General features: G+C 46.6%; 26 protein-coding genes. 19 read left to right on the forward strand and 7 right to left on the reverse strand.

Going from position 1 to position 25,769, the window contains the following annotated elements:
- Window positions 1-194: 194 nt before the first annotated feature.
- A complete protein-coding gene (hslO, locus tag R7E42_RS12170) occupies window positions 195-1,070 on the reverse strand; it encodes an Hsp33 family molecular chaperone HslO (RefSeq protein ID WP_031780788.1) in 876 nt (291 codons plus the stop codon).
- A 31-nt stretch (window positions 1,071-1,101) separates the two neighbouring features.
- Entirely contained in the window at window positions 1,102-1,488 is a 387-nt protein-coding gene (gene hslR / locus R7E42_RS12175; protein ID WP_005379292.1) for a ribosome-associated heat shock protein Hsp15, read from the reverse strand.
- A gap of 253 nt (window positions 1,489-1,741) precedes the next feature.
- Here hslR and gspC point away from each other — a divergent pair, with 253 nt between their 5' ends.
- From gspC to R7E42_RS12235, 12 genes are read left to right on the forward strand one after another with little or no spacing between them, the layout of a single operon-like run.
- Window positions 1,742-2,668 carry a type II secretion system protein GspC gene (gspC, locus tag R7E42_RS12180; protein ID WP_115385654.1) on the forward strand — a complete coding sequence of 309 codons (927 nt, stop codon included), beginning with the start codon at window positions 1,742-1,744 and terminating at the stop codon, window positions 2,666-2,668.
- A 36-nt stretch (window positions 2,669-2,704) separates the two neighbouring features.
- Window positions 2,705-4,723 (forward strand): type II secretion system secretin GspD, encoded by a 2,019-nt coding sequence (gene gspD / locus R7E42_RS12185; RefSeq protein ID WP_005379295.1) that lies wholly within the window; start codon window positions 2,705-2,707, stop codon window positions 4,721-4,723.
- Window positions 4,723-6,225, forward strand: coding sequence for a type II secretion system ATPase GspE (gene gspE, locus R7E42_RS12190; RefSeq protein WP_005379296.1), 1,503 nt, complete (start codon window positions 4,723-4,725; stop codon window positions 6,223-6,225). Before gspD ends, gspE begins: the two co-directional genes overlap by 1 nt.
- The gene (gene gspF, locus R7E42_RS12195) at window positions 6,225-7,442 is read left to right on the forward strand and encodes a type II secretion system inner membrane protein GspF (RefSeq protein WP_005382993.1); all 1,218 of its coding nucleotides are present in this window, start codon (window positions 6,225-6,227) and stop codon (window positions 7,440-7,442) included. Before gspE ends, gspF begins: the two co-directional genes overlap by 1 nt.
- Window positions 7,443-7,501: 59 nt before the next feature.
- Window positions 7,502-7,945: a type II secretion system major pseudopilin GspG gene (gspG, locus tag R7E42_RS12200; protein ID WP_005379298.1), complete on the forward strand. Its 444-nt coding sequence runs from the start codon at window positions 7,502-7,504 to the stop codon at window positions 7,943-7,945.
- 29 nt (window positions 7,946-7,974) lie between these two features.
- Entirely contained in the window at window positions 7,975-8,574 is a 600-nt protein-coding gene (locus tag R7E42_RS12205; RefSeq protein WP_318072705.1) for a prepilin-type N-terminal cleavage/methylation domain-containing protein, read from the forward strand.
- Complete coding sequence (gene gspI, locus R7E42_RS12210; RefSeq protein ID WP_017635009.1) at window positions 8,561-8,950, forward strand: type II secretion system minor pseudopilin GspI; 390 nt, start codon at window positions 8,561-8,563, stop codon at window positions 8,948-8,950. The genes R7E42_RS12205 and gspI overlap by 14 nt, the downstream gene beginning before the upstream one ends.
- Window positions 8,937-9,614: a type II secretion system minor pseudopilin GspJ gene (gene gspJ / locus R7E42_RS12215; protein ID WP_132936677.1), complete on the forward strand. Its 678-nt coding sequence runs from the start codon at window positions 8,937-8,939 to the stop codon at window positions 9,612-9,614. The genes gspI and gspJ overlap by 14 nt, the downstream gene beginning before the upstream one ends.
- The gene (gene gspK / locus R7E42_RS12220) at window positions 9,607-10,617 is read left to right on the forward strand and encodes a type II secretion system minor pseudopilin GspK (protein ID WP_005382999.1); all 1,011 of its coding nucleotides are present in this window, start codon (window positions 9,607-9,609) and stop codon (window positions 10,615-10,617) included. Before gspJ ends, gspK begins: the two co-directional genes overlap by 8 nt.
- Complete coding sequence (gene gspL / locus R7E42_RS12225) at window positions 10,586-11,788, forward strand: type II secretion system protein GspL (protein WP_165401605.1); 1,203 nt, start codon at window positions 10,586-10,588, stop codon at window positions 11,786-11,788. Before gspK ends, gspL begins: the two co-directional genes overlap by 32 nt.
- A 7-nt stretch (window positions 11,789-11,795) precedes the next feature.
- Window positions 11,796-12,287, forward strand: a complete 492-nt coding sequence (locus R7E42_RS12230) for a type II secretion system protein M (RefSeq protein WP_005383002.1) — start codon at window positions 11,796-11,798, stop codon at window positions 12,285-12,287.
- Window position 12,288: 1 nt separating this feature from the next.
- On the forward strand, window positions 12,289-13,050 hold the full coding sequence (locus tag R7E42_RS12235; RefSeq protein WP_213969809.1) for a type II secretion system protein N: 762 nt from the start codon (window positions 12,289-12,291) through the stop codon (window positions 13,048-13,050).
- Window positions 13,051-13,352: 302 nt separating this feature from the next.
- Here the strand turns inward: R7E42_RS12235 and cysQ are convergent, their stop codons facing one another.
- From cysQ to R7E42_RS12255, 4 genes are all read right to left on the reverse strand, one after another.
- Window positions 13,353-14,180 carry a 3'(2'),5'-bisphosphate nucleotidase CysQ gene (gene cysQ, locus R7E42_RS12240; RefSeq protein ID WP_005379308.1) on the reverse strand — a complete coding sequence of 276 codons (828 nt, stop codon included), beginning with the start codon at window positions 14,178-14,180 and terminating at the stop codon, window positions 13,353-13,355.
- Window positions 14,181-14,224: 44 nt separating this feature from the next.
- Window positions 14,225-14,794 (reverse strand): ADP compounds hydrolase NudE, encoded by a 570-nt coding sequence (gene nudE / locus R7E42_RS12245; RefSeq protein ID WP_005379309.1) that lies wholly within the window; start codon window positions 14,792-14,794, stop codon window positions 14,225-14,227.
- Window positions 14,795-14,970: 176 nt separating this feature from the next.
- Complete coding sequence (gene nfuA, locus R7E42_RS12250) at window positions 14,971-15,555, reverse strand: Fe-S biogenesis protein NfuA (protein WP_005379313.1); 585 nt, start codon at window positions 15,553-15,555, stop codon at window positions 14,971-14,973.
- 97 nt (window positions 15,556-15,652) lie between these two features.
- On the reverse strand, window positions 15,653-16,378 hold the full coding sequence (locus tag R7E42_RS12255; protein ID WP_318072706.1) for a ComF family protein: 726 nt from the start codon (window positions 16,376-16,378) through the stop codon (window positions 15,653-15,655).
- Window positions 16,379-16,462: 84 nt separating this feature from the next.
- Here R7E42_RS12255 and bioH point away from each other — a divergent pair, with 84 nt between their 5' ends.
- Complete coding sequence (gene bioH, locus R7E42_RS12260; protein ID WP_005384724.1) at window positions 16,463-17,230, forward strand: pimeloyl-ACP methyl ester esterase BioH; 768 nt, start codon at window positions 16,463-16,465, stop codon at window positions 17,228-17,230.
- 124 nt (window positions 17,231-17,354) lie between these two features.
- Complete coding sequence (locus tag R7E42_RS12265) at window positions 17,355-17,819, forward strand: hypothetical protein (protein WP_005379316.1); 465 nt, start codon at window positions 17,355-17,357, stop codon at window positions 17,817-17,819.
- A 104-nt stretch (window positions 17,820-17,923) separates the two neighbouring features.
- Here R7E42_RS12265 and R7E42_RS12270 read toward each other — a convergent pair whose 3' ends face one another.
- Window positions 17,924-20,245 carry a Tex family protein gene (locus R7E42_RS12270; RefSeq protein WP_262582540.1) on the reverse strand — a complete coding sequence of 774 codons (2,322 nt, stop codon included), beginning with the start codon at window positions 20,243-20,245 and terminating at the stop codon, window positions 17,924-17,926.
- 229 nt (window positions 20,246-20,474) lie between these two features.
- Here R7E42_RS12270 and R7E42_RS12275 point away from each other — a divergent pair, with 229 nt between their 5' ends.
- The 5 genes from R7E42_RS12275 (at window position 20,475) to envZ (ending at window position 25,709) form a co-directional block, all read left to right on the forward strand.
- On the forward strand, window positions 20,475-22,355 hold the full coding sequence (locus tag R7E42_RS12275) for an ATP-dependent zinc protease (protein WP_318072707.1): 1,881 nt from the start codon (window positions 20,475-20,477) through the stop codon (window positions 22,353-22,355).
- Between the two features lie 117 nt (window positions 22,356-22,472).
- Complete coding sequence (greB, locus tag R7E42_RS12280; RefSeq protein ID WP_005379321.1) at window positions 22,473-22,964, forward strand: transcription elongation factor GreB; 492 nt, start codon at window positions 22,473-22,475, stop codon at window positions 22,962-22,964.
- A gap of 105 nt (window positions 22,965-23,069) precedes the next feature.
- Window positions 23,070-23,465, forward strand: coding sequence for a DUF1090 domain-containing protein (locus R7E42_RS12285; protein WP_017635004.1), 396 nt, complete (start codon window positions 23,070-23,072; stop codon window positions 23,463-23,465).
- A gap of 129 nt (window positions 23,466-23,594) precedes the next feature.
- Window positions 23,595-24,314, forward strand: a complete 720-nt coding sequence (gene ompR / locus R7E42_RS12290; protein ID WP_005379333.1) for a two-component system response regulator OmpR — start codon at window positions 23,595-23,597, stop codon at window positions 24,312-24,314.
- Between the two features lie 102 nt (window positions 24,315-24,416).
- Window positions 24,417-25,709: a two-component system sensor histidine kinase EnvZ gene (envZ, locus tag R7E42_RS12295; protein WP_017820700.1), complete on the forward strand. Its 1,293-nt coding sequence runs from the start codon at window positions 24,417-24,419 to the stop codon at window positions 25,707-25,709.
- Window positions 25,710-25,769: the final 60 nt, after the last annotated feature.

The following is a 25,769-nucleotide window of genomic DNA, read 5'->3' on the forward strand; positions in this document are numbered from 1 at the left end:
CGTCACATATTGGTGGGAATAGTCTATCGTGCACGCAATCCTTTGCGCTAGGGCAAAATCATTATTAATTGTTTAAAATTAAGCAGTTGTTTTATTACGCTTGAGGTTAGTTATTACGAGGGGTTGATCACAAAAAGGCCAGCATTAAGCTGGCCTTTTGTAGGGTAAATTACGTGCTTGATAAGCTATGTAAATTAATGCAGGGTTTTCTTGTCCGTAGAAGCTTGTGCATACAGTTCAGTGACTTCAGATTCGTCGAACGTATAAGTTGTGCCACAGTAATCACAATGTAAAGAAACTGATCCAACTTCTGCCAAAATGTCATAAATTTCAGCTTTCTCAACGGTGATGATTGCGGCACCGCTACGCTCACGAGAACAGCCACAATGGAACTCGACAGGTTGCGGCTCGTACAGACGTACTTTGTCTTGGTTATATAGTCGATACAATAACTCGTTCGCTTCTAAACCAAACAATTCTTCATCTTTTACTGTATCAGTGAGCTGCTCTAGATGTTCGAAATCATCTGGAGAGCCAGTGCCGTCAGGGATCACTTGAATCAACATACCTGCTGCGTGTGCTTTGCCCTCATGCTCACCAGTGCGGATCCATAGGCGCGTTTTTAACTGCTCTGAGTTTGCAAAGTAGCCTTCTAGCACTTCTGCTAAAGTGTCACCTTCTAATCCAACGACACCTTGGTAACGCTCGCCGTTTTTCGGTTCGATAGTGATCACAAGGTAGCCCTTACCCATTAGATCGTGAATGTTTGCGTCATCGGCAATATCGCCTTCCCAGCGAGCTACGCCACGAACACGTTGGTTATGGTCACCGTTGATAACGGCAAGAGACACAGGACCGTCGCCTTGTAGCTGGATGGTGATCGAACCTTCGAACTTAAGAGTGGCAGTTAAAAGAGTAGTTGAAACGAGTAGCTCACCCAGCAGTTTCTCTATTGCTGCCGGATATTCCTTGCTGGAGATAACACGTTGGTACGCTTCATCTAATTGTACCAACTCGCCACGTACTGAAAGATCTTCGAATAGGTAGCGGTTTAAAACATTATTTGCCATGGAGTGCTTTCCTCGTTGGTAATTCCGGCTTTTATTGGTGTTTGAACTTAATGATGTCTCGGCGCTGCTTTTTATCTGGGCGGCGTTCCGGACTTGGGTTGTGGGCATTAAGCTTACGTTGAGTCGCGTGTTCCTCACGTTTCGCTATACTTTCATTAGTTTCGCGATATAAGGTTTGTGCGATGGGAGCGCCTCGGCGTTGATCTGAGATTTGTTCGATGATCACGATTTTTTCTTCGTTGCCTTGACGAAGTCTTACTTCAGCGCCCACTTCAACGATTTTACTCGGCTTGCTTCGTTGGCCATTATAGTGGACTTTACCGCCATCGACCATGTTACGCGCGATGGAGCGGGTTTTGTAAAATCTTGCGGCCCATAGCCATTTATCTAGCCTAACGGCTTCATTTAGGGAACTCATAGAACACTACGCTATCTAATCACTGCCCGAATACGGCAATGAGTGATGGATTATTCACCTACAGATGGAGTCAAGGCGTATTTTTTTCAAGGGAGTTGGCAAAAACTGCATAAGAAAAAGGTATGAAAGACAACTTGTGATATAGTTCACTGCTCTTTGTTGAGTAATAATTTTATTGCAAATTTAGCAATTTAAAGTCGATAGCTATCGTTATAGCTTAAATGACGGACGTTAGAATAAAGGAATCCATTCAGTGAAACGTTTAGAGCTAAGTGCAGGATTATCAAGCAGACCGCTACTGGCTCAGATCAAGTCCAATCATTATACCATTCAAGCCAAACTTAGCTTGTTGCTTACCTGTCTGTTTATTGCGATAACCGGATGGATACTTGGCAAAATTGTGTGGTTAGCCATACCTCAATCGTCGGAAGTGCCGCAATGGCGTCCATCGGCGAGTAGCGTTACTGCGAGTAATAAAGGCGACGCGATAGATTTTAATGCCCTTCAGAATGCCAACCTATTCGGTAAATTCACTGAGCAAAAAGCGGCAGTTGTAGAACAGCCTATTGTTAAAGACGCCCCTAAGACGCGCCTTAACCTCACCCTAGTCGGTGCGGTTGCCAGCAGTGATGCCAATACCAGCCTTGCTGTTATTGCTAACCGAGGTAAGCAAGCTACGTACGGTTTGGGTGAAGAAATCGAAGGGACACGTGCGACGCTAAAAGCGGTATTGGTGGATCGCGTCATCATTGATAACCAAGGTCGAGACGAGACCTTAATGATGCAAGGTATAGAATATAAGAAGCTATCTGAATCGCCGCAGGTAGCTAGGGCGCAAGCTCAGCGAGCAGAAGCAGCGACGTCTGACGTTGGAGAGAAATTAGAGCAAATCCGCGAGGAAATTGCGAAAGATCCACAAAGCGTTTTTAAATACATCACCATTTCACCCGTCAAAAAAGACGGAGACATTGTTGGTTATCGAGTATCACCTGGTCGTGATGCCGCATTATTTAATGATGTAGGGCTACAACCTGGTGATATTGCGGTTCAACTGAACGGGATCGATTTAAGTGATCCGTCTTCTTCAGTACAACTGATGCAAGTGATGAGCGATCCGCAAGAATTAAATTTAACTGTTGAGCGAGACGGCCAACAGTACGATATCTATATCCAATTGTAAGACTTAGGCAACCGGCGTAAGTTCAGGGAGACATACGTGAAACATTGGTTCAGCAAAAGTGCTTGGCTACTAGCAGGAAGTTTACTCTGCGTACCAGGTGCAATGGCAAACGAATTTAGTGCGAGCTTTAAAGGCACTGATATTCAAGAATTCATCAACATAGTGGGTCGTAACCTCGAAAAGACCATCATTGTTGATCCTTCAGTACGCGGTAAGATCGATGTCCGCAGCTATGACGTACTTAACGAAGAGCAATATTACAGCTTTTTCCTTAATGTCCTTGAAGTATACGGTTACGCAGTCGTAGAGATGGACAATGGGGTACTTAAGGTTATCAAAGCAAAAGACTCAAAAACCTCAGCAATCCCTGTGTTAGGTGATGGTAGCGCGCAAGGCGATAGTGTTATCACTCGAGTTGTCGCGGTGCGTAATGTGTCGGTCCGTGAGTTGTCTCCTCTACTTCGCCAGCTGATTGATAACGCCGGTGCCGGTAACGTGGTTCATTATGATCCAGCGAATATTATCTTGATTACTGGTCGTGCGGCAGTAGTGAATCGCTTAGCAGAGATCATCAAGCGTGTTGACCAAGCCGGCGATAAAGAAATTGAATTGGTGGAGCTGCGTAATGCATCTGCTGCTGAAATGGTACGCATTGTCGAAGCACTGAATAAAAGTGCGAATCAGAAAAGCACGCCAGAGTTCCTTGAACCTAAAATTGTGGCCGATGAACGTACTAACGCGATTTTAATTTCTGGTGATCCAAAAGTAAGAGCCCGCTTGAAACGTTTGATTCGTCAACTTGATGTTGAAATGGCGACAAAAGGTAACAACCGAGTTGTGTACCTGAAAAATGCGAAAGCTGAAGACTTGGTGGATGTATTGAAAGGTGTTTCCGATAACCTGCAAGCTGAAAAACAAGCCGGTCAGAAAACATCAGGTGCATCGCGTGGTGAGGTCGTCATTGCTGCTCACGCTGCAACTAACTCGTTAGTTTTAACAGCGCCGCCAGATATTATGATGGCATTACAAGACGTCATTTCTCAACTCGATATTCGTCGTGCTCAGGTTCTTATTGAAGCGTTAATTGTCGAAATGTCTGAAGGTGATGGTATTAACCTAGGTGTTCAGTGGGGTTCGTTAGAAACGGGTGCTGTAATTCAGTACGGTAACTCAGGAGCCCCGATTGGTCAGGTGATGGTTGGTCTAGAAGAAGCAAAAGATCAAACCCGAACTGAATACTATACCAACTCTAATGGCGAACGAACGCCATATGATGTTACTGAATCAGGTGACTACTCTACGCTAGCGTCAGCGCTTAGCGGAGTAAATGGTGCGGCAATGAGTATTGTCATGGGTGACTGGACAGCGCTAATTAGTGCTGTTGCTTCTGACTCCAACTCAAACATTCTATCTTCTCCGAGTATTACCGTAATGGATAATGGCGAAGCATCATTTATTGTGGGTGAAGAGGTTCCGGTTATTACGGGCTCTACGGCTGGCTCAAACAACGACAACCCATTCCAAACGGTTGACCGTAAAGAAGTCGGTATCAAACTCAAAGTAGTGCCACAAATTAACGAAGGTGACTCTGTACAGTTAAACATTGAACAAGAAGTTTCCAACGTATTAGGCGCAAACGGTGCGGTTGACGTTCGCTTTGCTAAACGACAGTTAAACACCTCTGTCATGATCCAAGATGGTCAGATGTTGGTTCTTGGTGGTTTGGTCGATGAACGCGCACTTGAAAGTGAGTCTAAAGTGCCGCTATTGGGTGACATTCCGGTACTGGGTCACCTGTTCAAGTCAACTAGCACGCAAACAGAAAAACGTAACTTGATGGTGTTCATCAAGCCGACGATTATTCGCGATGGTGTGACGGCTGACGGTATTACGCAGCGTAAATACAACTTTATTCGCGCAGAACAGCTTTATAAAGCGGATCAAGGGTTGAAGTTGATGGCAGACGAGAAGATCCCGGTTATGCCAGCCTTTGGCCAGGAGCGTCAGCACCCAACAGAGATTCAAGCGTTTATTGATCAAATGGAAAACAACTAATGGTTGATATGTTAGACACAGCGCCAAGTATGCGTCGTCTGCCATTCAGTTTTGCCAACCGCTTTAAACTGGTGCTGGAGACAGAGCATCCTGAGCGTCCACCTATTCTTTACTATGTCGAGCCGCTTAACCCTGCGGCTCTGGTTGAAGTCCGTCGTGTATTAAAGAAAAGCTTCGTACCGCAACCTATCGATAAAGAAGCCTTTGATAAAAAGCTGACCGAAGCATATCAACGCGACTCGTCTGAAGCGCGTCAGTTGATGGAAGATATTGGTGCTGATAGCGATGATTTCTTCTCTTTGGCTGAAGAACTGCCGCACGATGAAGACTTATTAGAATCGGAAGACGATGCGCCAATCATCAAATTGATCAACGCCATGTTGGGCGAAGCGATCAAAGAAGGTGCGTCGGATATTCATATTGAGACGTTCGAGAAAACCCTTTCGATTCGTTTTCGTGTCGATGGCGTATTGCGTGAAGTTCTGACCCCAAGTCGTAAGCTAGCGCCTTTGCTAGTTTCTCGTGTGAAGGTTATGGCTAAACTAGATATCGCAGAAAAGCGTGTGCCTCAAGATGGCCGTATTTCGTTGCGTATCGGTGGTCGTGCGGTGGACGTGCGTGTATCTACGATGCCGTCCTCACATGGTGAGCGCGTGGTAATGCGTTTGTTGGATAAAAACGCGACTCGTCTTGATTTACATAGTTTGGGCATGACACCTTCAGTGCATGACAACTTCCGTCACTTGATTGGCCGCCCTCACGGTATCATCTTGGTCACGGGCCCGACAGGTTCTGGTAAATCAACCACCTTGTACGCTGGCTTGCAAGAGATCAATAGCAACGAACGCAACATTTTAACGGTTGAAGACCCGATCGAATTTGATATTGATGGTATCGGTCAAACTCAGGTGAACCCAAAGGTCGACATGACTTTTGCGCGTGGTTTGCGTGCCATTCTGCGTCAGGACCCGGATGTGGTGATGGTCGGTGAGATCCGTGACTTAGAAACCGCACAAATTGCAGTGCAAGCGTCCTTAACGGGTCACTTGGTAATGTCTACTCTCCACACCAACACCGCAGTGGGTGCGATTACGCGTCTACGTGATATGGGTATTGAGCCATTCCTTATTTCTTCTTCGTTATTAGGGGTGCTAGCGCAGCGCTTAGTTCGAACGCTTTGTCCAAGCTGTAAAGAGCCGTATGAAGCCGATGCGGAACAGAAAAAACTGTTTGGTATGGAAGCGCATGAACCGTTAGAACTGCACCGAGCAAAAGGCTGTGAAGCGTGTAACCAAAAAGGCTACCGAGGTCGAACAGGTATCCACGAGCTCATTATGGTTGATGAGCAAGTGCAAGAGTTGATTCATCGAGAGTCTGGTGAACAAGAAATTGAGAGAGCCGTTCGCGCCCATACGCCAAGTATTCGCAGTGATGGTTTAAGCAAAGTACGTCGTGGTATTACGTCACTTGAAGAAGTGATGCGAGTGACGAAGGAAACCTAATGGCGGCATTTGAGTACAAAGCGCTAGATGCAAAAGGCAAGCATAAAAAAGGCACGATAGAAGGGGACAACGCCCGACAAGTGCGCCAGCGACTCAAAGAGCAAGGGATGATCCCGATTGAAGTGGTCGAGACGAAAGCTAAATCGGCTAAGTCTTCAGGTTCAGTCAGCTTTAAGCGCGGCATCTCGACATCTGAGCTGGCACTCATCACACGGCAATTGTCTACGCTAGTCCAATCAGGAATGCCTTTGGAAGAGTGTTTGCGTGCGGTCTCTGAGCAGGCTGAAAAGCCGAGGATTCGTTCTATGTTGGCTGCGGTTCGCTCGAAAGTAACCGAGGGTTATCCGCTCGCCGACAGTTTTGCCGATTACCCACACGTGTTTGATGAACTGTACCGCTCCATGGTTGCGGCGGGCGAAAAATCAGGTCACCTCGATACCGTATTAGAGCGTTTGGCAGACTATGTCGAAAACCGCCAAAAGATGCGATCTAAATTGCTTCAAGCCATGATTTATCCTGTAGTTTTGGTGGTATTCGCGGTTGTCATCGTTTCGTTCTTATTGGCGACAGTGGTTCCTAAAATCATTGAACCCATCATTCAGATGGGCCAAGAGTTACCTCAATCGACGCAATTTTTACTGGCAGCCAGTGAGTTTGTGCAAGATTGGGGGCTGATTATTTTCGTTGTGCTGGTGGCGCTTTTCTATGGCCTCAAACTGGCGTTGCAAAAGCCAGACTTTCGCTTAGCTTGGGACAGAAAAATCTTGAGCTTACCGCTAATAGGTAAGATCTCTCGAGGTTTGAATACCGCACGATTCGCGCGAACACTTTCGATCTGTACTTCCAGTGCGATTCCAATTCTCGAGGGTATGCGCGTTGCGGTAGATGTTATGTCTAACCGTTATGTGAAGCAGCAAGTGTTGCTTGCAGCGGATAACGTTCGAGAGGGCGCTAGTTTGCGTAAGGCGTTGGACCAAACCCGCTTGTTTCCACCAATGATGCTACACATGATCGCCAGTGGTGAGCAAAGTGGTGAATTAGAGAGCATGTTGACGCGGGCAGCCGATAACCAAGATCAAAACTTTGAATCAACAGTCAATATTGCTCTGGGTGTGTTTACTCCTGCGCTGATTGCATTAATGGCTGGATTAGTGTTGTTCATTGTGATGGCGACCTTGATGCCAATGCTAGAAATGAATAATTTGATGAGCGGATAATTTCGAATTAAGACGTGTCTACTAACGGCATGGCTTTAATCTAACTTTCGGAGAAAAAAATGAAGTTTAAGCGTAGTAAACAACAGGGTTTTACACTTTTAGAAGTGATGGTTGTTGTCGTTATCCTTGGTATTTTGGCAAGTTTCGTTGTTCCAAACCTATTGGGTAACAAAGAGAAGGCTGACCAACAAAAAGCGATTACGGACATCGTAGCGCTGGAAAATGCCCTAGATATGTACAAGTTGGATAACAGCGTTTACCCAACAACGGACCAAGGTCTAGAAGCATTGGTTAGCAAGCCATCTAACCCAGAGCCACGCAACTACCGTGATGGTGGTTACATCAAACGTCTTCCTAATGACCCCTGGGGCAACCAGTACCAATACTTAAGCCCAGGTGATAACGGTACAATCGATATCTTCACTCTAGGCGCAGATGGCCAAGAGGGTGGAGAAGGTCCAGCTGCAGATATTGGCAACTGGAACATGCAAGACTTCCAATAATTGAGCCTAAGCCAGCACTAATGAAACAAATGCGAAAACATAACGGTTTTACATTGATAGAAATTCTATTGGTGCTGGTTTTGCTATCTCTTACGGCTGTGGCCGTGATCTCGACGTTACCGACTAGCCAAAAAGATCTTTCCAAACAGTATGCTCAAAGCTTTTTTCAGCGTTTACAGTTGCTCAATGAAGAAGCGGTGCTGAGCGGTAAAGATTTTGGCGTTCGAGTGGATGATGCCAAATCGACCTACGTTTTACTGAGTTTAACCTCAGAAGGTTGGCTGCCTCTGAAATTAAAGCAGATTCCGAGCAAAACCAAGCTAGAAGAAGATATTGCGCTACAACTCGAGCTCGGAGGTGGTGCTTGGGATAATGATGAGCGCTTATTCAAACCAGGTTCTCTTTTTGATGAAGACATGTTCGCAGAAGAAGAGGACGAAAAGAAAATTGAGCCACCGCAAGTGTTTATCTTTTCCAGCGCCGAAGTCACGCCATTTACCCTGTCTTTTTTTCCGCAAAATGGTGATGCCTTTAATGACGGTTGGCGAGTCATTGGCAAAGAAAGTGGACAAATTTTGTTATTAGCTCCGGGCGAAGAAGTGAAAGAGGATGAGAATGCGCAATTTTAAGCAAGCTCGCCCAAATTTGAGTCATCGCCGGACGAGAGGCATGACCTTACTGGAAGTATTGGTCGCACTGGCAATTTTCGCTACCGCTGCCATCAGTGTCATTCGCTCTGTGAGCCAGCATATTAATACAATCAGTTATCTAGAAGAAAAAATGTTTGCAGCCATGGTTGTGGATAATCAGATGGCAAATGTGATGTTGAATACCGGAGAACTCAAAGCGAAAAACGGCACAGAAGAGCTGGCAGGACGCACTTGGTTCTGGAAAGTCACGCCAGTCGCCACGACGCAGCCATTGCTGAAAGCATTTGATGTGAGCGTCTCGGTAGAGAAAAGCGCGAGCCCTGTAGTAACGGTACGAAGCTATGTGGCGCAATAATCATCTCCGCGCAAACACGCGCCAAAGGGTAAAAGGTTTTACACTTATTGAAGTGTTGGTATCGATTGCCATCTTTGCCAGTTTAAGTGTCGCAGCGTACCAAGTGGTATCGCAAGTACAGCGTAGCAATGCGCTATCACAAGAACGAACCCAACGCTTAAACGAAATTCAGCGTGCCATGGTTATGATGGATAACGATTTTCGTCAAATGGCGATGCGTCAAACACGTACTAATGGTGAAGAGCCTGCTAGCCGGCTAATTTTTTGGTCCGATTACCTGTTGGACTCCGATACTAAAGGGCTGATGTTTGCCCGTTTAGGTTGGCACAATCCTCAGCAGCAGTTCCCTCGTGGAGAAGTAACCAAGGTTGGCTATCGCTTAAAAGAAGAAACACTGCAGCGAGTATGGTGGCGCTATCCTGATACGCCGGTTGGGCAACAAGGTACTGTTACTCCATTGCTAACGCAGGTCGAGTCATTTGATATGCGTTTCTATGATGGTAAGCAATGGAAAAAAGAGTGGGCTGAAGAAAAAGCGCTGCCGAAAGCGGTTTCTGTTGTTCTCACTCTCAAAGACTATGGAGAAATTGCCCGCACTTATCTCACTCCTGATGGCACATTGAGTCAGAAAGAGGAAAGTTCAGGAGACAGCAATAATGGTTAACCGTCAGCGCGGTGTTGCTTTGATTATAGTGTTGATGTTGCTGGCGATTATGGCGACGGTTGCCGCCAGCATGTCGGAACGTTTGTTCCTGCAGTTTCAGCGAGGCGCTAATCAAATCAATTACCAGCAAGCGTACTGGTACAGCCTTGGCGTCGAGGCGCTAGCAAAAGTGGGTATCGAACAAAGTTATAAAGACACCGACACGATTAATATGAGTCAACCGTGGGCGATAAAAGAGCAAGTCTATCCGTTAGATTATGGTCAAGCGGCGGGACGAATTAGAGACAAGCAAGCGTGCTTTAATCTAAATGTATTGAGTCGTGTGCAACCAACGGGTCAGCAAATTACAAGACCATATTTAGTGAATGTATTGCAGCGCCTATTAGAAGAGTTGGATGTCGAGCCATATCAAGCAGAAATCATTGCAGACTCTACTTGGGAATATATTGATGCTGACGACTCTGTCCGTTCGACTACTGGGGTTGAAGACAGCACATATGAAGCGATGAAGCCTTCCTATTTAGCATCAAATGGTTGGATGGCAGATGCTTCCGAGTTACGGGCTGTCTATCAGGTGAGTGGTGAAATTTTCCAAAAATTGGAGCCGCTGGTCTGTGCATTACCAAGTGATGACTGGCGTTTAAACGTGAATACGATTGATGTTGAGCAAACTCCGATTTTGGTGGCAATGTTCTCACCAAACTTAAGCAGTAGTGATGCGATTCAGCTAATTGAAAAACGCCCATTTGATGGGTGGGATAGCATTGATGAATTTTTAGCAGAGTCAGAAATGGCTGGCTTAAGTGAAGATGTAAAGAAAAACGCCAAAGGCTATTTGGGTGTGGATAGCGCCTTTTTTGAATTGGATGCACAAGTGTTGGTGGATGAATCACGTGTACGTATCCGAAGCCTTTTACAAAGTACAAATAGAGAAACGGTGACCGTAGTTCGCCGTCGTTTTGGAGGGATCAGTGAGCGAGTTTCTGACCGTTCGGCTGAGTAGCGAACAACAAAGTACCATTCCTTGGGTGGTGTGGTCGACAGATCAACAGGAAGTGATTGCTAGCGGTGAAATCGCCGGATGGGAACACTTAGATGAGTTGGTCTCATATGCTGGTCAGCGCCAAGTTGTGGCGCTGCTGGCGAGTAATGATGTAGTCCTGACGCAAGTGGATATACCACCTGGTGCAACACGCCAATTCGAGGCTATGTTACCGTACTTAGTGGAAGACGAAGTTGCTCAGGACGTTGATGGCCTGCACTTTAGCGTGTTGGGTAAACAAGCGGATAAAGCGCAGATTTGCGCAGTTGAACGTGCTTGGATTCAGACTGTACTGCAACGTTTCTCAAGCCAAGGTATCGCCATTAAACGCATTTTACCCGATGTGCTTGCGTTACCGGTTCGTGGAGATCACAGCAGTGCTGCAATGATTGGCGAGCAATGGCTAATTCGTCACTCTGCGACAGAGGGCGCGGTTGTCGACGCTTCTTGGTTAGACCTTTACCTCTCTTCTTATCTACAAAATCATGAAGGTTGGAAGCTCGATTGCTTTAGCTCGGTCCCGGAATCTGCGTTACCTGAAATATGGGATCCGCAACCAGAAGAAATGACGATGGCTTTACTGGCGAAGGGGGTGACAGAAAGCAAAGTCAATTTGCTGACTGGGATCTTCAAGCCGAAATCTTCTTGGGGTAAATACTGGAAGCTCTGGCAAAAAGCCACCATTGCTGCGGGGGTGCTTATCGTCGTCATGGTTGCGCAGCAGTTGCTCGTGGTCCACAAGTACGAAGCACAAGCTCAAGCGTATCGTGAGGAGAGTGAGCGTATTTTCCGCCAGGTGTTCCCAAATAAACGACGCATTCCTACCGTTAGTTACCTCAAACGACAAATGGATGATGAAGAGCGCCGCTTATCTGGTGGAAGTGGTCAGCAGGCAATGTTGTCATGGTTGGCTGCATTACCCGCGACGCTTGGTCAGGTCAGCGACTTGGAGATCACTAGCTTTAAATACGACGGACAACGTGGCGAAGTACGTATTCAGGCTCGTAGTTCAGACTTCCAACCTTTTGAGCAGGCTCGTGTGAAATTGGCAGAGAAGTTTAATGTTGAGCAAGGTCAGTTGAACCGTAGCGATAACGTTGTGGTTGGCAGCTTTGTTTTGAAGCGTTTGTGAGGTGATGATGAAAAACTTAATTTCTCAAGCTCAGGTTTGGTGGAGCAGCATCTCGCAGCGTGAGCAGCGTTTGGTCATGGGATGTGGCGCTATTGCCGTTATCGGTATTATTTATTGGGGTTTATTACAGCCAATGAGCCAACGTGCGGAGCTAGCTCAGTCACGTATTCAAAGCGAAAAACAGTTGCTAGCTTGGGTACAAGATAAAGCGGATGGCATCACTGCACTGCGAAAAAGCAGCGGTGTGAGCTACTCTAGTCAACCGTTGAATCAGTTGGTTTCTTCTTCAGCTCGTCGTTATAAAGTTGAGTTGATTCGCGTACAACCTCGTAATGAGAGCGTTCAAGTGTGGATCAAACCACTCGCGTTTAATCAACTAGTGGATTGGTTACGTTACTTGAAAGAGCAACAGGGTATTGAAGTCGAATTTTTAGATATCGACCGAACAGAGCAAGCGGGCATGATCGATGTAAACCGCCTTCAGTTTAAGCGAGGTTAAGGTGAAGCGAGCAGTACTTTACGTTGTTATCTTTATCGTCTTTTTTTCAGTCAGTCTTTTAATGGGATTACCAGTCTCTTGGGTGTTACAACAAGCACCAACAGTGAGAGGCCTGGACATTCAAGGAGCCAACGGTTCGGTATGGCAAGGTCAAGCTTCTAGTATTCGTTGGCAGCGCCAGAACCTTGGAGAAGTTAATTGGGATTTCCAATGGTCGAGTCTACTGACAGGTAAAGCGGAGTTTGCTGTGCGCTTTGGTCGTGGTAGTGAAATGGACGTTCGTGGGCGCGGTTTTGTCGGCTATAACTTAAGTGATGGCCCTTATGCCAAAAACTTAGTTGCCTCGATTCCGGCGGTAAAAGTTGTTGAGCAAGCGCGCCTCCCTGTGCCTGTTGGTGTTGATGGGCAGCTTGAGCTGAATATTCGTCATGCGACTTATGCTGCGCCTTGGTGTAAGAACGGTGAAGGCACTTTAGTATGGAATGCCAGTGGTATTCAAAGCCCCGTTGGCAGCTTAGATCTCGGCCCTGTGATTGCCGATATAAACTGTCAGGATAGTGTATTGACGGCAACTGGTGAGCAGAGCAGCAAACAAGTCTCTGCGGCGTTCTCAGCAGAGCTGATGCCTAATCAACGGTACTCAACCAAAGCGTGGTTCAAACCTGGTGCAGAGTTCCCATCCAGCATGGGGGAGCAACTGAAATGGTTGGGTAAGCCGAATGCTCAAGGTCAATATGAGTTTAATTACCAAGGGCGCTTCTAACCTATCGTGACAAAATCCAATATCTTAAAAGAGCTGCTATTGTGCAGCTCTTTTTGCTTTTGGATCATCGTAAGCTAAAACCTCTATTCGCTGTACATTCGATCTTGATTGGGAATGAGTGAAAGTTTAAAGCCATGATTTTTAATTGATTTGTTTCTTTTGTTCAGCTTTGCAAGTAATTGGAACATAGTAGGCTAAATACTCCAAGTGCTGTACAGAAGGTCAAAAAGAAAAGGCCACGAAGATATTCGTGGCCTTTCTATTGCTAGAATTTTGTGCTCTAAATTTTACCGATAGGGCGCTTAATCTTTGCGTTGTAAAATCTCATTCCAAGGTAAATCCGCATCACCAAGAACAATAAAATTCGGGTTTTCTAGTGTTTCCCGCTCGTTATATGACAGCGGTTCTAATTGCGTGCTGAGAATACGTCCGCCAGCTTCTTCAACAATGCATTGTGTCGCAGCGGTGTCCCACTCACCTGTTGGACCTAGTCGGAGATAGCAATCTACCGCCCCTTCCGCGACGAGGCATGCTTTCAATGCCGCAGAACCGAGCGGTATTAAGTCGTAATTCCAGGCGCTGCTCATACGGTTAGTAATACGATTGATGTCTTGGCGACGACTAATAGCAATTGCGATGCTTTGCTCTGGCTGTTCGTGTTTGTGTGTATGGATTTTGACGCTGTCCGACATGTCGGGAATTTTCCAGGCGCCTTTGCCATTATAAGCGTAGTAAGTCACGCCAGATACAGGACCGTAAACGACGCCCATGGTTGGTCGATTGTTGTCGACCAACGCGATAATAGTGGCAAAGTCACCACTGCGAGCGATGAATTCTTGAGTACCATCAAGAGGGTCGACTAACCAATAACGTTCCCACTGAGCGCGTTGCTCTAAGCTTATGTCTGCGTCTTCTTCTGACAACACGGGAATGTCAGGCGTCAGATCACTCAAGCGTTCTGTGATGAACTTGTGAGCTGCAATATCTGCACTTGTTACGGGAGTTTCGTCACTTTTGGTGTAGGCCTCGTATTGCTTCTTTTCATATATCTCGAGGATCATTTGCCCAGCACTGCGGGCAATCTCGATGACTTGAGGAAGTAGGTGAGATAGATCTTTTGTCATTGGCATAAGTGATAGTCCTTACTCACAGTGTTATTCGGTTCTAATGACCGTTATTGGTTATGCTTGTGAGTGGTGTTTGGTAAGTGTTTCAGTGCCAACATTAGCGCTGTGATGCTTCGTGCTTCACAGAAATCCATGTGAGTTAATAACTCTTCGGCTTGCGCAAGTGGCCAACGCACAATTTCCAGTGGTTCAGGCTCATCGCCTTCTTGCTTCTCTGGATAAAGCGCCTGTCCTAAAAATAGAGTCATTTTGCTCGAAAAGTAAGATGGCGCGAGGATAACTTGTTTCAACGGGGTTAACTGATTACAGCCAAAGCCGATTTCTTCTTTTAACTCACGATCCGCAGCTTGGTGTGGTGTTTCTCCTGGGTCAATCAGCCCTTTTGGGAAACCTAGCTCGTAACGTTCAGTTCCAGCGGCGTATTCACGCACCAGTAATAAATCGCCTTGTTCTGTTACAGGGACTACCATTACAGCATCTCGTCCACTTGGCTTCATACGCTCATAAGTACGGTGCTCACCATTGGAAAAACGAAGGTCGAGCGCTTCCACAGCAAACAGTTTGGATTTTGCAACCGTCTGGCATGAGAGTATCTCTGGTGGGGTTCGTTTCGGCATGACGCTGGCTCCTTGGTGTCGTTGGCGTTTACGAGATGCGTAAGATTCTTAATATATGAGAACTCCGCCTGAGTTTCTAGCGGATTTTACGAGTCGAGCTAAGCATCTCAGCATCACCTCAGTATCGATACAAAAATGGGAGACCGAAGCCTCCCATTTTCTGACAGTGTTTACTCTTAGTAGTAAGAGTGATCACCACGGTCATGTTCTGTAGCATCACGAACTGCGGTTAGTTCACCAATGAACTGGTTTAGCAGCTCTTTCTCGATGCCTTCTTTTAGTGTTACGTCAACCATAGAACAGCCATTACAACCGCCACCAAATGCAACAATCGCAACACCGTCTTCAGTGATCTCAACCAAGTTTACGTGACCACCGTGGCCAGCAAGTTGTGGGTTCACTTGAGTTTGGATAACGTACTCAACGCGCTCAACCAGTGGTGCGTCGTCCGCAACTTTACGCATTTTAGCGTTAGGTGCTTTTAGCGTTAGCTGAGAGCCCATTTTATCGGTAACAAAATCGATTTCAGCGTCTTCAAGGAATGGCAGGCTCAGCTCATCCACGTAAGCTGAAAAACCGCTGTAAGAGAGTTCAGTGTCGGTCGATTCTACTGCTTCTGGTGGGCAGTAAGACACGCCACACTCAGCGTTTTGTGTACCTGGGTTCACAACGAAAATACGAATGTTAGTACCTTCAGGTTGTTGACCTAAAAGGTTAGCGAAATGCGTTTGCGCAGTTTCTGTAATAGTAATATTTGACACGACGAATACCCGAGTAAATTTGTAGGTTACTGCTGCTATTCTACTCTTGTTGACGTATGGGTCTAGTCTTTTTGATGCTAAGGCATGGCGAAGCGATCTAGAGAGAACGAGGAGCAGGTGTTCTGCAGATGCAGTAAATATCGATGCTTTCTACGCCAACTTCAAGTAGTAAATGACATAATTGTCGGACGGTACTGCCTGTGGTGACTACATCATCGACGATGGCAACATGGGAAGAGTGAGGGCGCTTATTGAGAATAAACGCGCCTTTTAAGTTTTGTTCACGGCTTGTTTTGGTATTCCCACGCTGTGATTGGGCGAGCTTTACTCGACGAAAGACCTTCGCATCAAAATTAATCTGCAATTGCTTGGCGAGGTGTCGGGCTAAAACATCACTTTGATTAAAACCCCGGCGCAGGTAACGCTGCCAGTGCAATGGCACACTGGTCATGATTGGAGCTGGCGTGGTGATGCGCTGTGCCAGTTGCTCGGTTAATGCTTTTACATGCCAAGACTCTCCGTGATCTTTAAAGCGTTGTACTTCCCGTGAAAGGGGAAAGTCGTAATCGCCTAACGTGTATAGCCTTTGCCATGGCGGTGGCTTTGAAAGACATTCACCACAAATACTATCCGTACTCATTTCTTCTTTCTGTAATGATAAACCGCAGCGTTGACATCGTTTTACCGGAGTTAGGTATTTTAAACAGTGCTCGCACCAGCGCAGAGTATTTGTGTGGCTTGGTGTTTGAATAGGGAACCGACACAGGCCGCATTGACTGCTCAATACGCGATGCATGATGTTTTGCCAGTGATGAGATAACATAGCGTTTATTCATGGTGATATTTTACTCAGCCTAACGCTTGGCTGGAGCCGTAGGGAATAAAATAAGTGGGAGAGATTGAGAGCATGAGCACGAAATTACACTGGCAGTCATTTGGTCAGGGACCAGATTTGGTGTTACTTCATGGTTGGGGCATGAATGGTGCGGTATGGCAGCAGACAGTCGAGTCTCTTCAACCTTATTTCCGAGTTCATGTGGTTGACCTTCCGGGGTACGGACATAGCGCCGAATCTCATGCTGAAGATTTAGACCATATTGCTAACTTGGTGGTGCAAGGTGCGCCAGAGAAAGCGATTTGGCTTGGTTGGTCCCTCGGAGGTTTAGTGGCGACGCATGTGGCATTAAATATGCCCGAGCGCGTGGCTAAGTTGATTACGGTTGCCAGCTCACCTAAATTTGCCGCAGAAAAACCTTGGCGTGGCATTCAACCGAATGTACTGAGTGCGTTCACCTCTCAGTTGCTAGAAGATTTCTCACTGACCATTGAGCGCTTTATGGCGTTGCAAGCGATGGGCAGCCCATCAGCGCGTAAAGACGTTAAACAGCTCAAGCAAGCGGTACTATCGCGCCCTCAACCAAACCCTGAATCGCTGTTGGTTGGGCTAAACATCCTTGCTGATGTGGATCTGCGCGATGCGTTGACGTCTCTTTCTGTTCCAATGTTGCGTCTTTATGGCCGTTTAGATGGGTTGGTGCCAATTAAAGTAGCTAACGATTTAAGTGAACAGTTGCCTCATACCCAGCAGTTTGTTTTTAATCAGTCCTCTCATGCGCCTTTTATCACCGAACATGACGAATTTTGTGTTCAAATCCGAGAGTTTGCTCACGATTGAGCAAGTACGAGCGGAAATACCTCAAGTTGTTTAAAAAGTGGTCGATATAAAGGCTGGTGAGGTTTTATTAGCCAATAAAGCTAAGCCATATTGACGAGTTGGGCGACTCTGAGGAGGGTTCGCAATGATTGTGTCACCGACCAACGTAAGTGTGCCACTGATCGCCCCATCCGTGAATGTGCAGACGGAACAAGCAGCTCGCGACAATAAAGTCCGAGAGCCTGTAACGCCAACGGTCGCATTGGCCAAAACCAATGCAGAGCGAAAAGTAAAAGGTGACGACAAGCGCCGACGTCAGTCTTCTTGGGATCCTTCAGAGCATCCTGATTATGATATGGAAACGGAAGTCGACACGCGTTATCAAGAAGAGCCGGAAGATACACTAGAACGGCTTTTTAGTTTGCTTGCGCTCAAATCGTATAGTGAAGACCAGGGGAAAGGCTACGCGATCCGCTTTCGCTTACCAAAGCGCATTTTGGATGCTGCGATCAATGAAGGATTAATGGAAAAGCGCAGGAAGGTGATCAAGTTTCATTATGGTCATGCAGTCGCTCCCCATACCCCGTCAGAAGTGATAGCAGTATTATGACGACTCAATATCCTACTCAAACAAAAACGCTCCAAGCAGGTTGACTGATTGGAGCGTTTTCTTTTTAGTTATGAAAGCTCGTTAGCGGTGAAGCCTAGGTAAGGTTACTTTTTCGCTTTAGCAAACGCTGCAGCAAACGCACCGCCCATCGCGCTGTTCGATGACGAATCATCACGGCGAGGCTGACGACGCTGCGGTTGGTCATTACGACGCGGCGCTGCTGATGAGCGTTGGCTGCGGTTGTCTTGACCCGGTTCGTCGTTCATACGCATCGATAGACCAATACGCTTACGCTGCACGTCAACTTCCATCACTTTCACTTTGACGATGTCGCCAGCTTTCACCACTTCACGTGGGTCAGACACATAACGATCTGTCAGTGCAGAAATATGCACAAGACCATCTTGGTGAACGCCGATATCAACGAAGGCACCGAAGTTGGCTACGTTAGACACCACGCCTTCTAGAATCATGCCCGGTTCCAAGTCAGATACCGAGTTTACACCTTCTGCAAAGGTCGCCGTTTTGAATTCTGGACGTGGGTCACGACCCGGCTTATCCAGCTCTTTGATGATGTCTGTAATGGTTGGAACGCCGAAGTTATCGTCGGTGTAATCGACCGCATGCAGACCTTTTAGGAAGCTAGAATCACCAATTAGCGCTTTGATATCTTTGTTGTTCTTTTCAGAAATCGCTTTGACCACTGGGTACGCTTCTGGGTGAACCGCAGACGCATCAAGTGGGTTCTTACCATCCATAATACGCAGGAAGCCCGCACACTGCTCGAACGCCTTAGGACCTAAACGAGGTACTTTCTTCAAGGTTGTACGTGCTTCGAAGCGACCGTTTTCATCGCGGAAGTCGACAATGTTCTGCGCGATGGTGCTTGATAAGCCTGCTACGCGCGTCAGTAGCGCCGCAGAAGCAGTGTTCACATCAACACCAACCGCGTTTACACAGTCTTCCACAATCGCATCTAGGCGTTTTGCCAACATAGATTGGCTTACATCGTGCTGATATTGACCCACACCAATAGATTTCGGATCAATTTTCACGAGTTCAGCCAATGGATCTTGCAAACGACGTGCAATCGACACTGCACCACGCAGTGATACGTCCATATTCGGGAACTCTTTTGCTGCAAGCTCAGACGCTGAGTAAACCGAAGCCCCCGCTTCACTTACGATGATCTTCTGAACTTTCAGGTTGCCACGTTTGATGACGTCTGCGACAAAGCTGTCGGTTTCACGTGAAGCCGTACCGTTACCAATCGCAATCAAATCCACGTTGTACTTACGCACCAACTGATCAACGATTTGTGCTGACTTGTCGTATTGTTTTTGTGGTGGGTGAGGGTAGATGGTTTCAGTTGCAAGCACTTTACCTGTTGAGTCGACAACCGCGATTTTTGAACCTGTACGCAGACCCGGATCGAGGCCAAGTGTTGCACGAGGGCCAGCCGGTGCTGCCATCAACAAGTCTTTTAGGTTAGTGGCGAATACTTCAATCGCTTCGATTTCAGCGCGCTCTTTCATTGCGCCCATTAGCTCGGTTTCCATGTGCATCGATACTTTGATGCGCCATGCCCAGCTGATCACTTGCTTACGCCAGGTATCCGCAGGTGCGCTGCTAAGTGTCACGCCATAATGGTCGGCGATAATCGTTTCGCAGTAAGACTGACGAGCGCCTTCTTCCTGTTCTGGATCAGCATTCATTGCCAATGTCAGGAAGCCTTCGTTACGGCCACGCAACATCGCCAGTGCTCGGTGCGATGGCACTTTGCTTAGGGGCTCGTTGTGGTTGAAGTAATCTTTAAACTTCTCGCCTTCTTGCTCTTTACCTTCAACGACTCGTGAGACCAGTTCCGCATTGCGATTTAAGTGGTTGCGAATTTTTTCCAGTAAGTTTGCGTCTTCTGCGATGCGCTCCATGATGATCGCGCGAGCGCCATCTAATGCAGCTTTGGTGTCTGCGATGCCTTTGTCTGCATCAAGGTATTTGCTTGCTTCGCTTTCTGGCTCGGTTTGTGGATTATTCCAAAGCTGATCTGCGAGCGGCTCAAGACCAGCCTCAATCGCGATCTGACCTTTCGTACGACGCTTGGGTTTGTAAGGTAGGTATAAGTCTTCAAGACGAGTTTTGCTGTCTGCCTGCGCGATCTCTTGTTCTAGCTCTGGCGTCAGTTTGCCTTGCTCTTGGATTGATTTGAGGATGGTTTGACGGCGATCATCCATTTCACGAAGGTAAGACAGACGGCTGTCCAAAGTACGCAGCTGGGTATCATCAAGGCCCCCCGTCACCTCTTTGCGGTAACGTGCAATAAAAGGGACAGTGTTGCCATCATCAATTAGGGTGACAGCGGCGTTGACTTGCTCTGGGCGAACATTCAGTTCTTGAGCAATCATGCGACAGATAGCTTGGCTCATCCGTGTTTTCTCTTTTAATTCGGTTTTGGTTGTATAGAACATTGGGGTCATTCGAAGAATTTGCAATGTTTTAAATTAACGAGGCAAAAATTTACCGGGCGCTGGTGGACATCAGTCAGATTTATGTCAAAACTGTAATTAAATTGAGAACTTATATCCGCAGTTATCGACTAACCTAATTCCACGGTTGTTGATATCACTAAATGTACCTCGGCTTATACGGATAATCATGATGAAAAAAATGTCTTTGGCGTTAGCGCTTACGAGTGCCTTACTTGCCGCCCCGCTTAGTTGGGCGCAGTCTATCTCAGGAACCACACAAGCTCCCGTTTATCAGCTCGATAACAAATTGGTACTAGGGCGTGTGGAGAGCGTCTACTACAGTGACATTCCGGAACTAAAAGCGGTGCCATTTATTGGCAAGATTGATACTGGTGCAGATACGACATCGATGCATGCGGAGAATATCCATGTCAGTAGCTCACACCCAGATTACCGAGATTTGAAAGATAACGAGTTACTTTGGGCGATTGTCGATGACTTAGGTGGTACGAAGGCAAAGTGGGACGCCGACAGCTTTAAGCCATATCAAGTAAAGGTTAGCTTTACGGTTCCTCACCCTTATACAGGGAAGGAAATACAGATTACCGATGATCTGGAAAGAGTGAGCGCGATTCGCAGTCGAACAAGCAAAAAGCCCATCCTGCGCCCGACAATAAAAATGCCGATGACAATCGCTGGTCACACCGTTGATACGGAAGTGAACCTGACCAAGCGTACGCAATTCTCTTCTCCTATCTTGATTGGTAAAACTTATCTCGATGATAACGCATGGGTCTTCGCTGGTTACGATTATCTTCAAGAACAGCCAAGCGCAAAAATGATTGGCAAAAAAGAGACGGTTGAAGTCGAAGGTGTGCCATATAAGATCAGCATCTCAACTTCTAGCCGTTATACCAACGTCCATGCACTGGACATCAAGGTAGACAAAAAGCATAACGAAGTCTCTTTTATGTTAGAGGGCGAGAATGGCAAGCGTCATCCAATGACATTACCCTTGGTACGAATGCTGAAAACGACCAAAAGCGAGCGCCCTTTAGTCTATTTACCCGTAAAAGTCGGCGAAAATGAAACTCAGCGTTGGTTGGTGTATCTGCGTGATCGCAGTAAGTTCAGTTCGCAAATTCGCTTAGGTCGGGACGTCGCGAGTCAGCACTTTGTTATTGATACGGACAGAGAAAATCTATTGGGTGGCGTAGAAAAAACGTTCAAAAGCGCACTCAAATCAAAACCTCTTGTCGTTTCACCAGAAGAACAGGTCACCATTGATGGTTATACCGTCCCTGCTTACCCCACTTTTACTGTGAAAACGCCATTACTGCGTGTAAATGGGTTTGAAGTAACAGAAAAAGGTAAGGATGAATCCGTCACGTTTTATTTAATGAACGATGAGGGGAAAGAAGAAAAAATCACCAAACCAGTGTTGAAAAAGCTCAAGGTTGGCAGCGCGGTGCGCCCTGTTGTTGAAGGAGACTTTCTTCTCGGTAGGAAAGACACATCAATGAAGTTTGCGCTCGATGTGCTTGATGAGGGTGACACTCAACCCTTTTTCGTGTTTGGTCATGACATAGCCAAGGGTGGTGTGTTGCTGAACACTCGCGCAGACCATCTACTAGATGCAAGGCCACTTTTCAAAGCTGGCCACATCGAAGTGGCTGAAGTTGAGGGGATGTCTTTCCCTGTGAAGTTAGACACGGGTGCAGATGTAAGCTCAATCAATGCTAAGAACATCAAGCAGTTTAAGAAAGACGGCAAAGACATGGTGAGCTTTACCTATGAGAACGATCTTGGCATGAAACAGGCGTTCACTAAGCCTGTTGTTGATGTCATGCGTATTAAAGCGAAGAAAGGTGAGAAAGCGAACGTACGCCCTGTGGTTGAAATGCATGTTAAGCTTGGCGAATTAGAGAAGAAGATCCGAGTCAACTTACAGGACCGAGGTCGCTTCCATTACAGCATGATTTTAGGTAAAAACTTCCTAAAACATGGCGCGGTTGTTTCGAGTGATACGAATTACATCGTGACGCAAAAACCGGATTACGAAAAGTAACACTCTGGCCGCCTTATCACCTTGATACCCAAAGCCTGAACAACATTGGATCTTTGGGTATATCATCTCCTTAATGCTGCCAAAGAGCAGCATTTTTTAGTTGAGATAGGAGTTAATTTGAAAACTAAGCTGATTACACGAGAAGGTTACAACAAACTCAAACAAGAGCATGATTACCTTTGGAATGAAAAGCGCCCGGAAATCACCAAGATCGTTACTTGGGCGGCGAGCCTGGGCGATCGCTCAGAAAATGCGGATTACACCTTCAATAAACGTTTACTCCGTCAGATCGACCGTCGTGTCCGCTTCCTTCGTAAATTCCTGCCAGAAGTCACGATCGTTGACTATTCTCCGCAACAAGAAGGCAAAGTCTTTTTTGGTGCATGGGTGGAAATAGAAAATGAGGCAGGAGAAGTGAAAAAGTTTCGTATTGTCGGGCCTGAAGAGATTTATGGCGATGCGAAAGACTACATCTCTATCGATTCACCTATGGCGCGAGCGATGTTAAAAAAACAAGTGGATGAAGAGTTCACGGTACGCACCCCAGAAGGTGAAAAAGAGTGGTTCATCAACTCAATTGAATACACTCAACCGGCCTCGGAAGACTGAGGCTTTATCACCGATTCAAGTCTTATGAAGTTCACTAGAAGTGACTTGGGTCTCAACGTCAGAATATTTGGTATAAAGGCATAGTGCCTTTCTCGGAGAAGTAAAATGAACAAGGCAGTCATGTGTAGTGCTGCACTAACAATAGGATTCTCACTTTCAGTTTTTGCTCAAGATGAAGTGAAAGGCTGTGACGCTAAAGAGTTAGCGGTAGAGCAGCAGCTTGAGTATGCAAAAGCGCAAGGTAATGAGCATCGCATTAAAGGCTTGGAGCAAGCACTTTCCGCTATCCAGAATGAATGCTCGGAAGGTGAGCTGCGCCAAGAGCTGCAAGCAGAAGTGGAAGAAAAGACTAAAGAAGTTGAGGAGCGAGAGGAAGAATTAGTCGAAGCTCAGCATTCAGGGAAAGCAGACAAAATTGAGAAAAAACGTCACAAGCTGGCTGAGGCACAGCAAGAGCTGCTTGAGGCCAAACGTGAACTGGAATGGAATTATGGTCAATAGTAGGTGCTGAAAATACCTGCTAGAGAGAGAATAAAGCGCTTAAGATAAAAAGAGTAACAATTTGCTTGAGCACGTTAGGAAAAACAGTGATACATTTTCGACAATAGACGCTTCTGAAAGGATGTTTCAATGCAAGAAAATCATAAAATTTTAGTGGTTGATGACGATGCTCGTTTACGTGCTCTATTGGAGCGTTACCTTTCTGAGCAAGGTTTTCAGGTACGAAGTGTCGCCAATGGCGAACAGATGGATCGCCTACTAACGCGCGAAAACTTTCACTTAATGGTGCTAGACCTAATGTTGCCTGGTGAAGATGGATTGTCAATTTGTCGTCGTCTACGCCACGCGAACAACATGTTGCCAATTTTAATGCTCACCGCGAAAGGTGATGAAGTGGATCGCATCGTGGGTCTTGAGGTAGGGGCGGATGATTATTTGCCAAAACCGTTTAACCCACGCGAATTGTTGGCTCGCATCAAGGCCGTATTACGCCGCCAAACTGTAGAGTTGCCGGGTGCACCAAGCACTGAAGAAAAAGTGGTGGAGTTCGGGGAGTTCCGACTCAATCTAGGCACTCGCGAGATGTTCCGCGGTGACGAGGCAATGCCACTCACCTCTGGAGAGTTTGCTGTTCTAAAGGCGCTCGTGATGAATGCACGTGAGCCAATGTCACGAGACAAATTGATGAACATGGCGCGTGGCCGTGAATATTCTGCAATGGAACGTTCTATTGACGTACAAATCTCACGTTTACGTCGCATGTTAGAAGACGATCCGAGCAAGCCGCGCTACATTCAAACCGTATGGGGCCTAGGTTATGTTTTCGTCCCAGACGGCAAAGAGGTGTAACCTCTTCACTCCATAGCCAGCACTTGGCTATAGCAACTTCAGCCTTCATTACCTTCCCTTTGAAGGCTGAAATTTCGCGATTAGGACCACTAGGAACGTTCCATGCGCATCCGAAGTTCACTGACACAATCTATTCTGCTGTTCATCTCTTTGCTTCTCGCGAGCCAAGTTTTCTCTTACTACGCCGTTTTTAACTACGCGTTGATGCCGAGTTTGCAGCAGTTCAATAAAATTCTCGCCCATGAGCTCAATTTGGTGCTTGATGATGAAGGACCTTTAAAGTCTGATGCACCGTTAAGGCGTCAATTATTAGAAAGATTAGGGGTGACGGTTCACAGCCTTGACAGCGATAAGGCGATTGAATTTCATCACGCAATGTCGATTGATTTGATGTCTGAAGAAATGAGCCAAGAGCTGGGTTCGCCTACAGAAGTACGCTTATTGCTTGGCGATGAAAGTTACATTTTGTGGATGCACATCGAAAAGTTGCCGAACTCCATCATTCGTATTCCGTTATCTGAGCTGCAAGAAGAAGATTTTGCACCGCTGTTTCGTAACAGCTTGATTATGGCGCTGCTGATCATTGCTGGTGGTTGGTTGTTTATTCGTTTGCAAAACCGTCCACTTTTGGCTTTAGAGAGAGCCGCGAAAGATGTCGGTCGAGGTGAGATCCCGCCCCCCTTAGCAGAGAAAGGCGCATCGGAGATTCGCTCTGTAACTCGAGCCTTTAATCAAATGTCGAAAGGTATTCAAGAGCTAGAAGAGGACCGAGCCTTATTAATGGCGGGGATTAGCCATGACTTACGAACACCTCTGACGCGTATTCGCCTAGCGACAGAAATGATGTCTCCTGAGGACAGCTATCTTGCGGAGGGGATCATTAGCGATACGGAAGAATGTAATGAGATCATCAGTCAGTTTATGGATTACCTCAAACCGGTGAACCAAGAATCGTTTGAAGCGGTTGATATCAGTACGATTGCCAGTGACGTCGCCAGTTCTGAAGGTGGTTATGAGGTTGAAATTGAAACAGATCTTAATCTTAACTTGCCGCCAGCCAAAGGAAGCGCGATTGCGATTAAGCGGGCGATCAGTAACTTAGTTGTGAATGCGCTACGTTATGGCAATGGCTGGGTCAAAATCAGCACTGGTGTGACAGCAGATAAGCAGCTAGTGTGGATTTCAGTAGAGGACAACGGACCGGGTATTGAGCATTCTCAAATCGCGAGGTTATTTGAACCCTTTACGCGTGGTGACACCGCTCGCGGTAGTGAAGGCACTGGGCTAGGGTTGGCGATTGTGAAGCGTATAATCAGCCAGCATTCAGGTTCTGTGGTGATGCGTAATCGCAGTGAAGGCGGTTTAATCGCTCAAATCAGCTTTCCTACCAAGTAAGTCGATGGCCTGCACCCTTTAAACAAAAAGCCCAACCTAAATAGGTTGGGCTTTTCTTAT

This window comes from Vibrio sp. Vb1337, assembly GCF_033338715.1.
Classification (GTDB): Bacteria; Pseudomonadota; Gammaproteobacteria; order Enterobacterales; family Vibrionaceae; genus Vibrio; species Vibrio alginolyticus.

Coding starts and splice junctions, on each gene's coding strand:
- ompR (WP_005379333.1), top strand. CDS start 23,595: ATGCAAGAAAATCATAAAATTTTAGTGGTTGATGACGATGCTCGTTTA.
- R7E42_RS12285 (WP_017635004.1), top strand. CDS start 23,070: ATGAACAAGGCAGTCATGTGTAGTGCTGCACTAACAATAGGATTCTCA.
- gspJ (WP_132936677.1), top strand. CDS start 8,937: ATGTGGCGCAATAATCATCTCCGCGCAAACACGCGCCAAAGGGTAAAA.
- gspF (WP_005382993.1), top strand. CDS start 6,225: ATGGCGGCATTTGAGTACAAAGCGCTAGATGCAAAAGGCAAGCATAAA.
- hslR (WP_005379292.1), bottom strand. CDS start 1,488: ATGAGTTCCCTAAATGAAGCCGTTAGGCTAGATAAATGGCTATGGGCC.
- R7E42_RS12230 (WP_005383002.1), top strand. CDS start 11,796: ATGAAAAACTTAATTTCTCAAGCTCAGGTTTGGTGGAGCAGCATCTCG.
- gspG (WP_005379298.1), top strand. CDS start 7,502: ATGAAGTTTAAGCGTAGTAAACAACAGGGTTTTACACTTTTAGAAGTG.
- gspI (WP_017635009.1), top strand. CDS start 8,561: ATGCGCAATTTTAAGCAAGCTCGCCCAAATTTGAGTCATCGCCGGACG.
- gspK (WP_005382999.1), top strand. CDS start 9,607: ATGGTTAACCGTCAGCGCGGTGTTGCTTTGATTATAGTGTTGATGTTG.
- nudE (WP_005379309.1), bottom strand. CDS start 14,794: ATGCCGAAACGAACCCCACCAGAGATACTCTCATGCCAGACGGTTGCA.
- hslO (WP_031780788.1), bottom strand. CDS start 1,070: ATGGCAAATAATGTTTTAAACCGCTACCTATTCGAAGATCTTTCAGTA.
- envZ (WP_017820700.1), top strand. CDS start 24,417: ATGCGCATCCGAAGTTCACTGACACAATCTATTCTGCTGTTCATCTCT.
- R7E42_RS12275 (WP_318072707.1), top strand. CDS start 20,475: ATGATGAAAAAAATGTCTTTGGCGTTAGCGCTTACGAGTGCCTTACTT.
- R7E42_RS12270 (WP_262582540.1), bottom strand. CDS start 20,245: ATGAGCCAAGCTATCTGTCGCATGATTGCTCAAGAACTGAATGTTCGC.
- cysQ (WP_005379308.1), bottom strand. CDS start 14,180: ATGCCAATGACAAAAGATCTATCTCACCTACTTCCTCAAGTCATCGAG.
- R7E42_RS12265 (WP_005379316.1), top strand. CDS start 17,355: ATGATTGTGTCACCGACCAACGTAAGTGTGCCACTGATCGCCCCATCC.
- gspE (WP_005379296.1), top strand. CDS start 4,723: ATGGTTGATATGTTAGACACAGCGCCAAGTATGCGTCGTCTGCCATTC.
- bioH (WP_005384724.1), top strand. CDS start 16,463: ATGAGCACGAAATTACACTGGCAGTCATTTGGTCAGGGACCAGATTTG.
- R7E42_RS12205 (WP_318072705.1), top strand. CDS start 7,975: ATGCGAAAACATAACGGTTTTACATTGATAGAAATTCTATTGGTGCTG.
- R7E42_RS12255 (WP_318072706.1), bottom strand. CDS start 16,378: ATGTTATCTCATCACTGGCAAAACATCATGCATCGCGTATTGAGCAGT.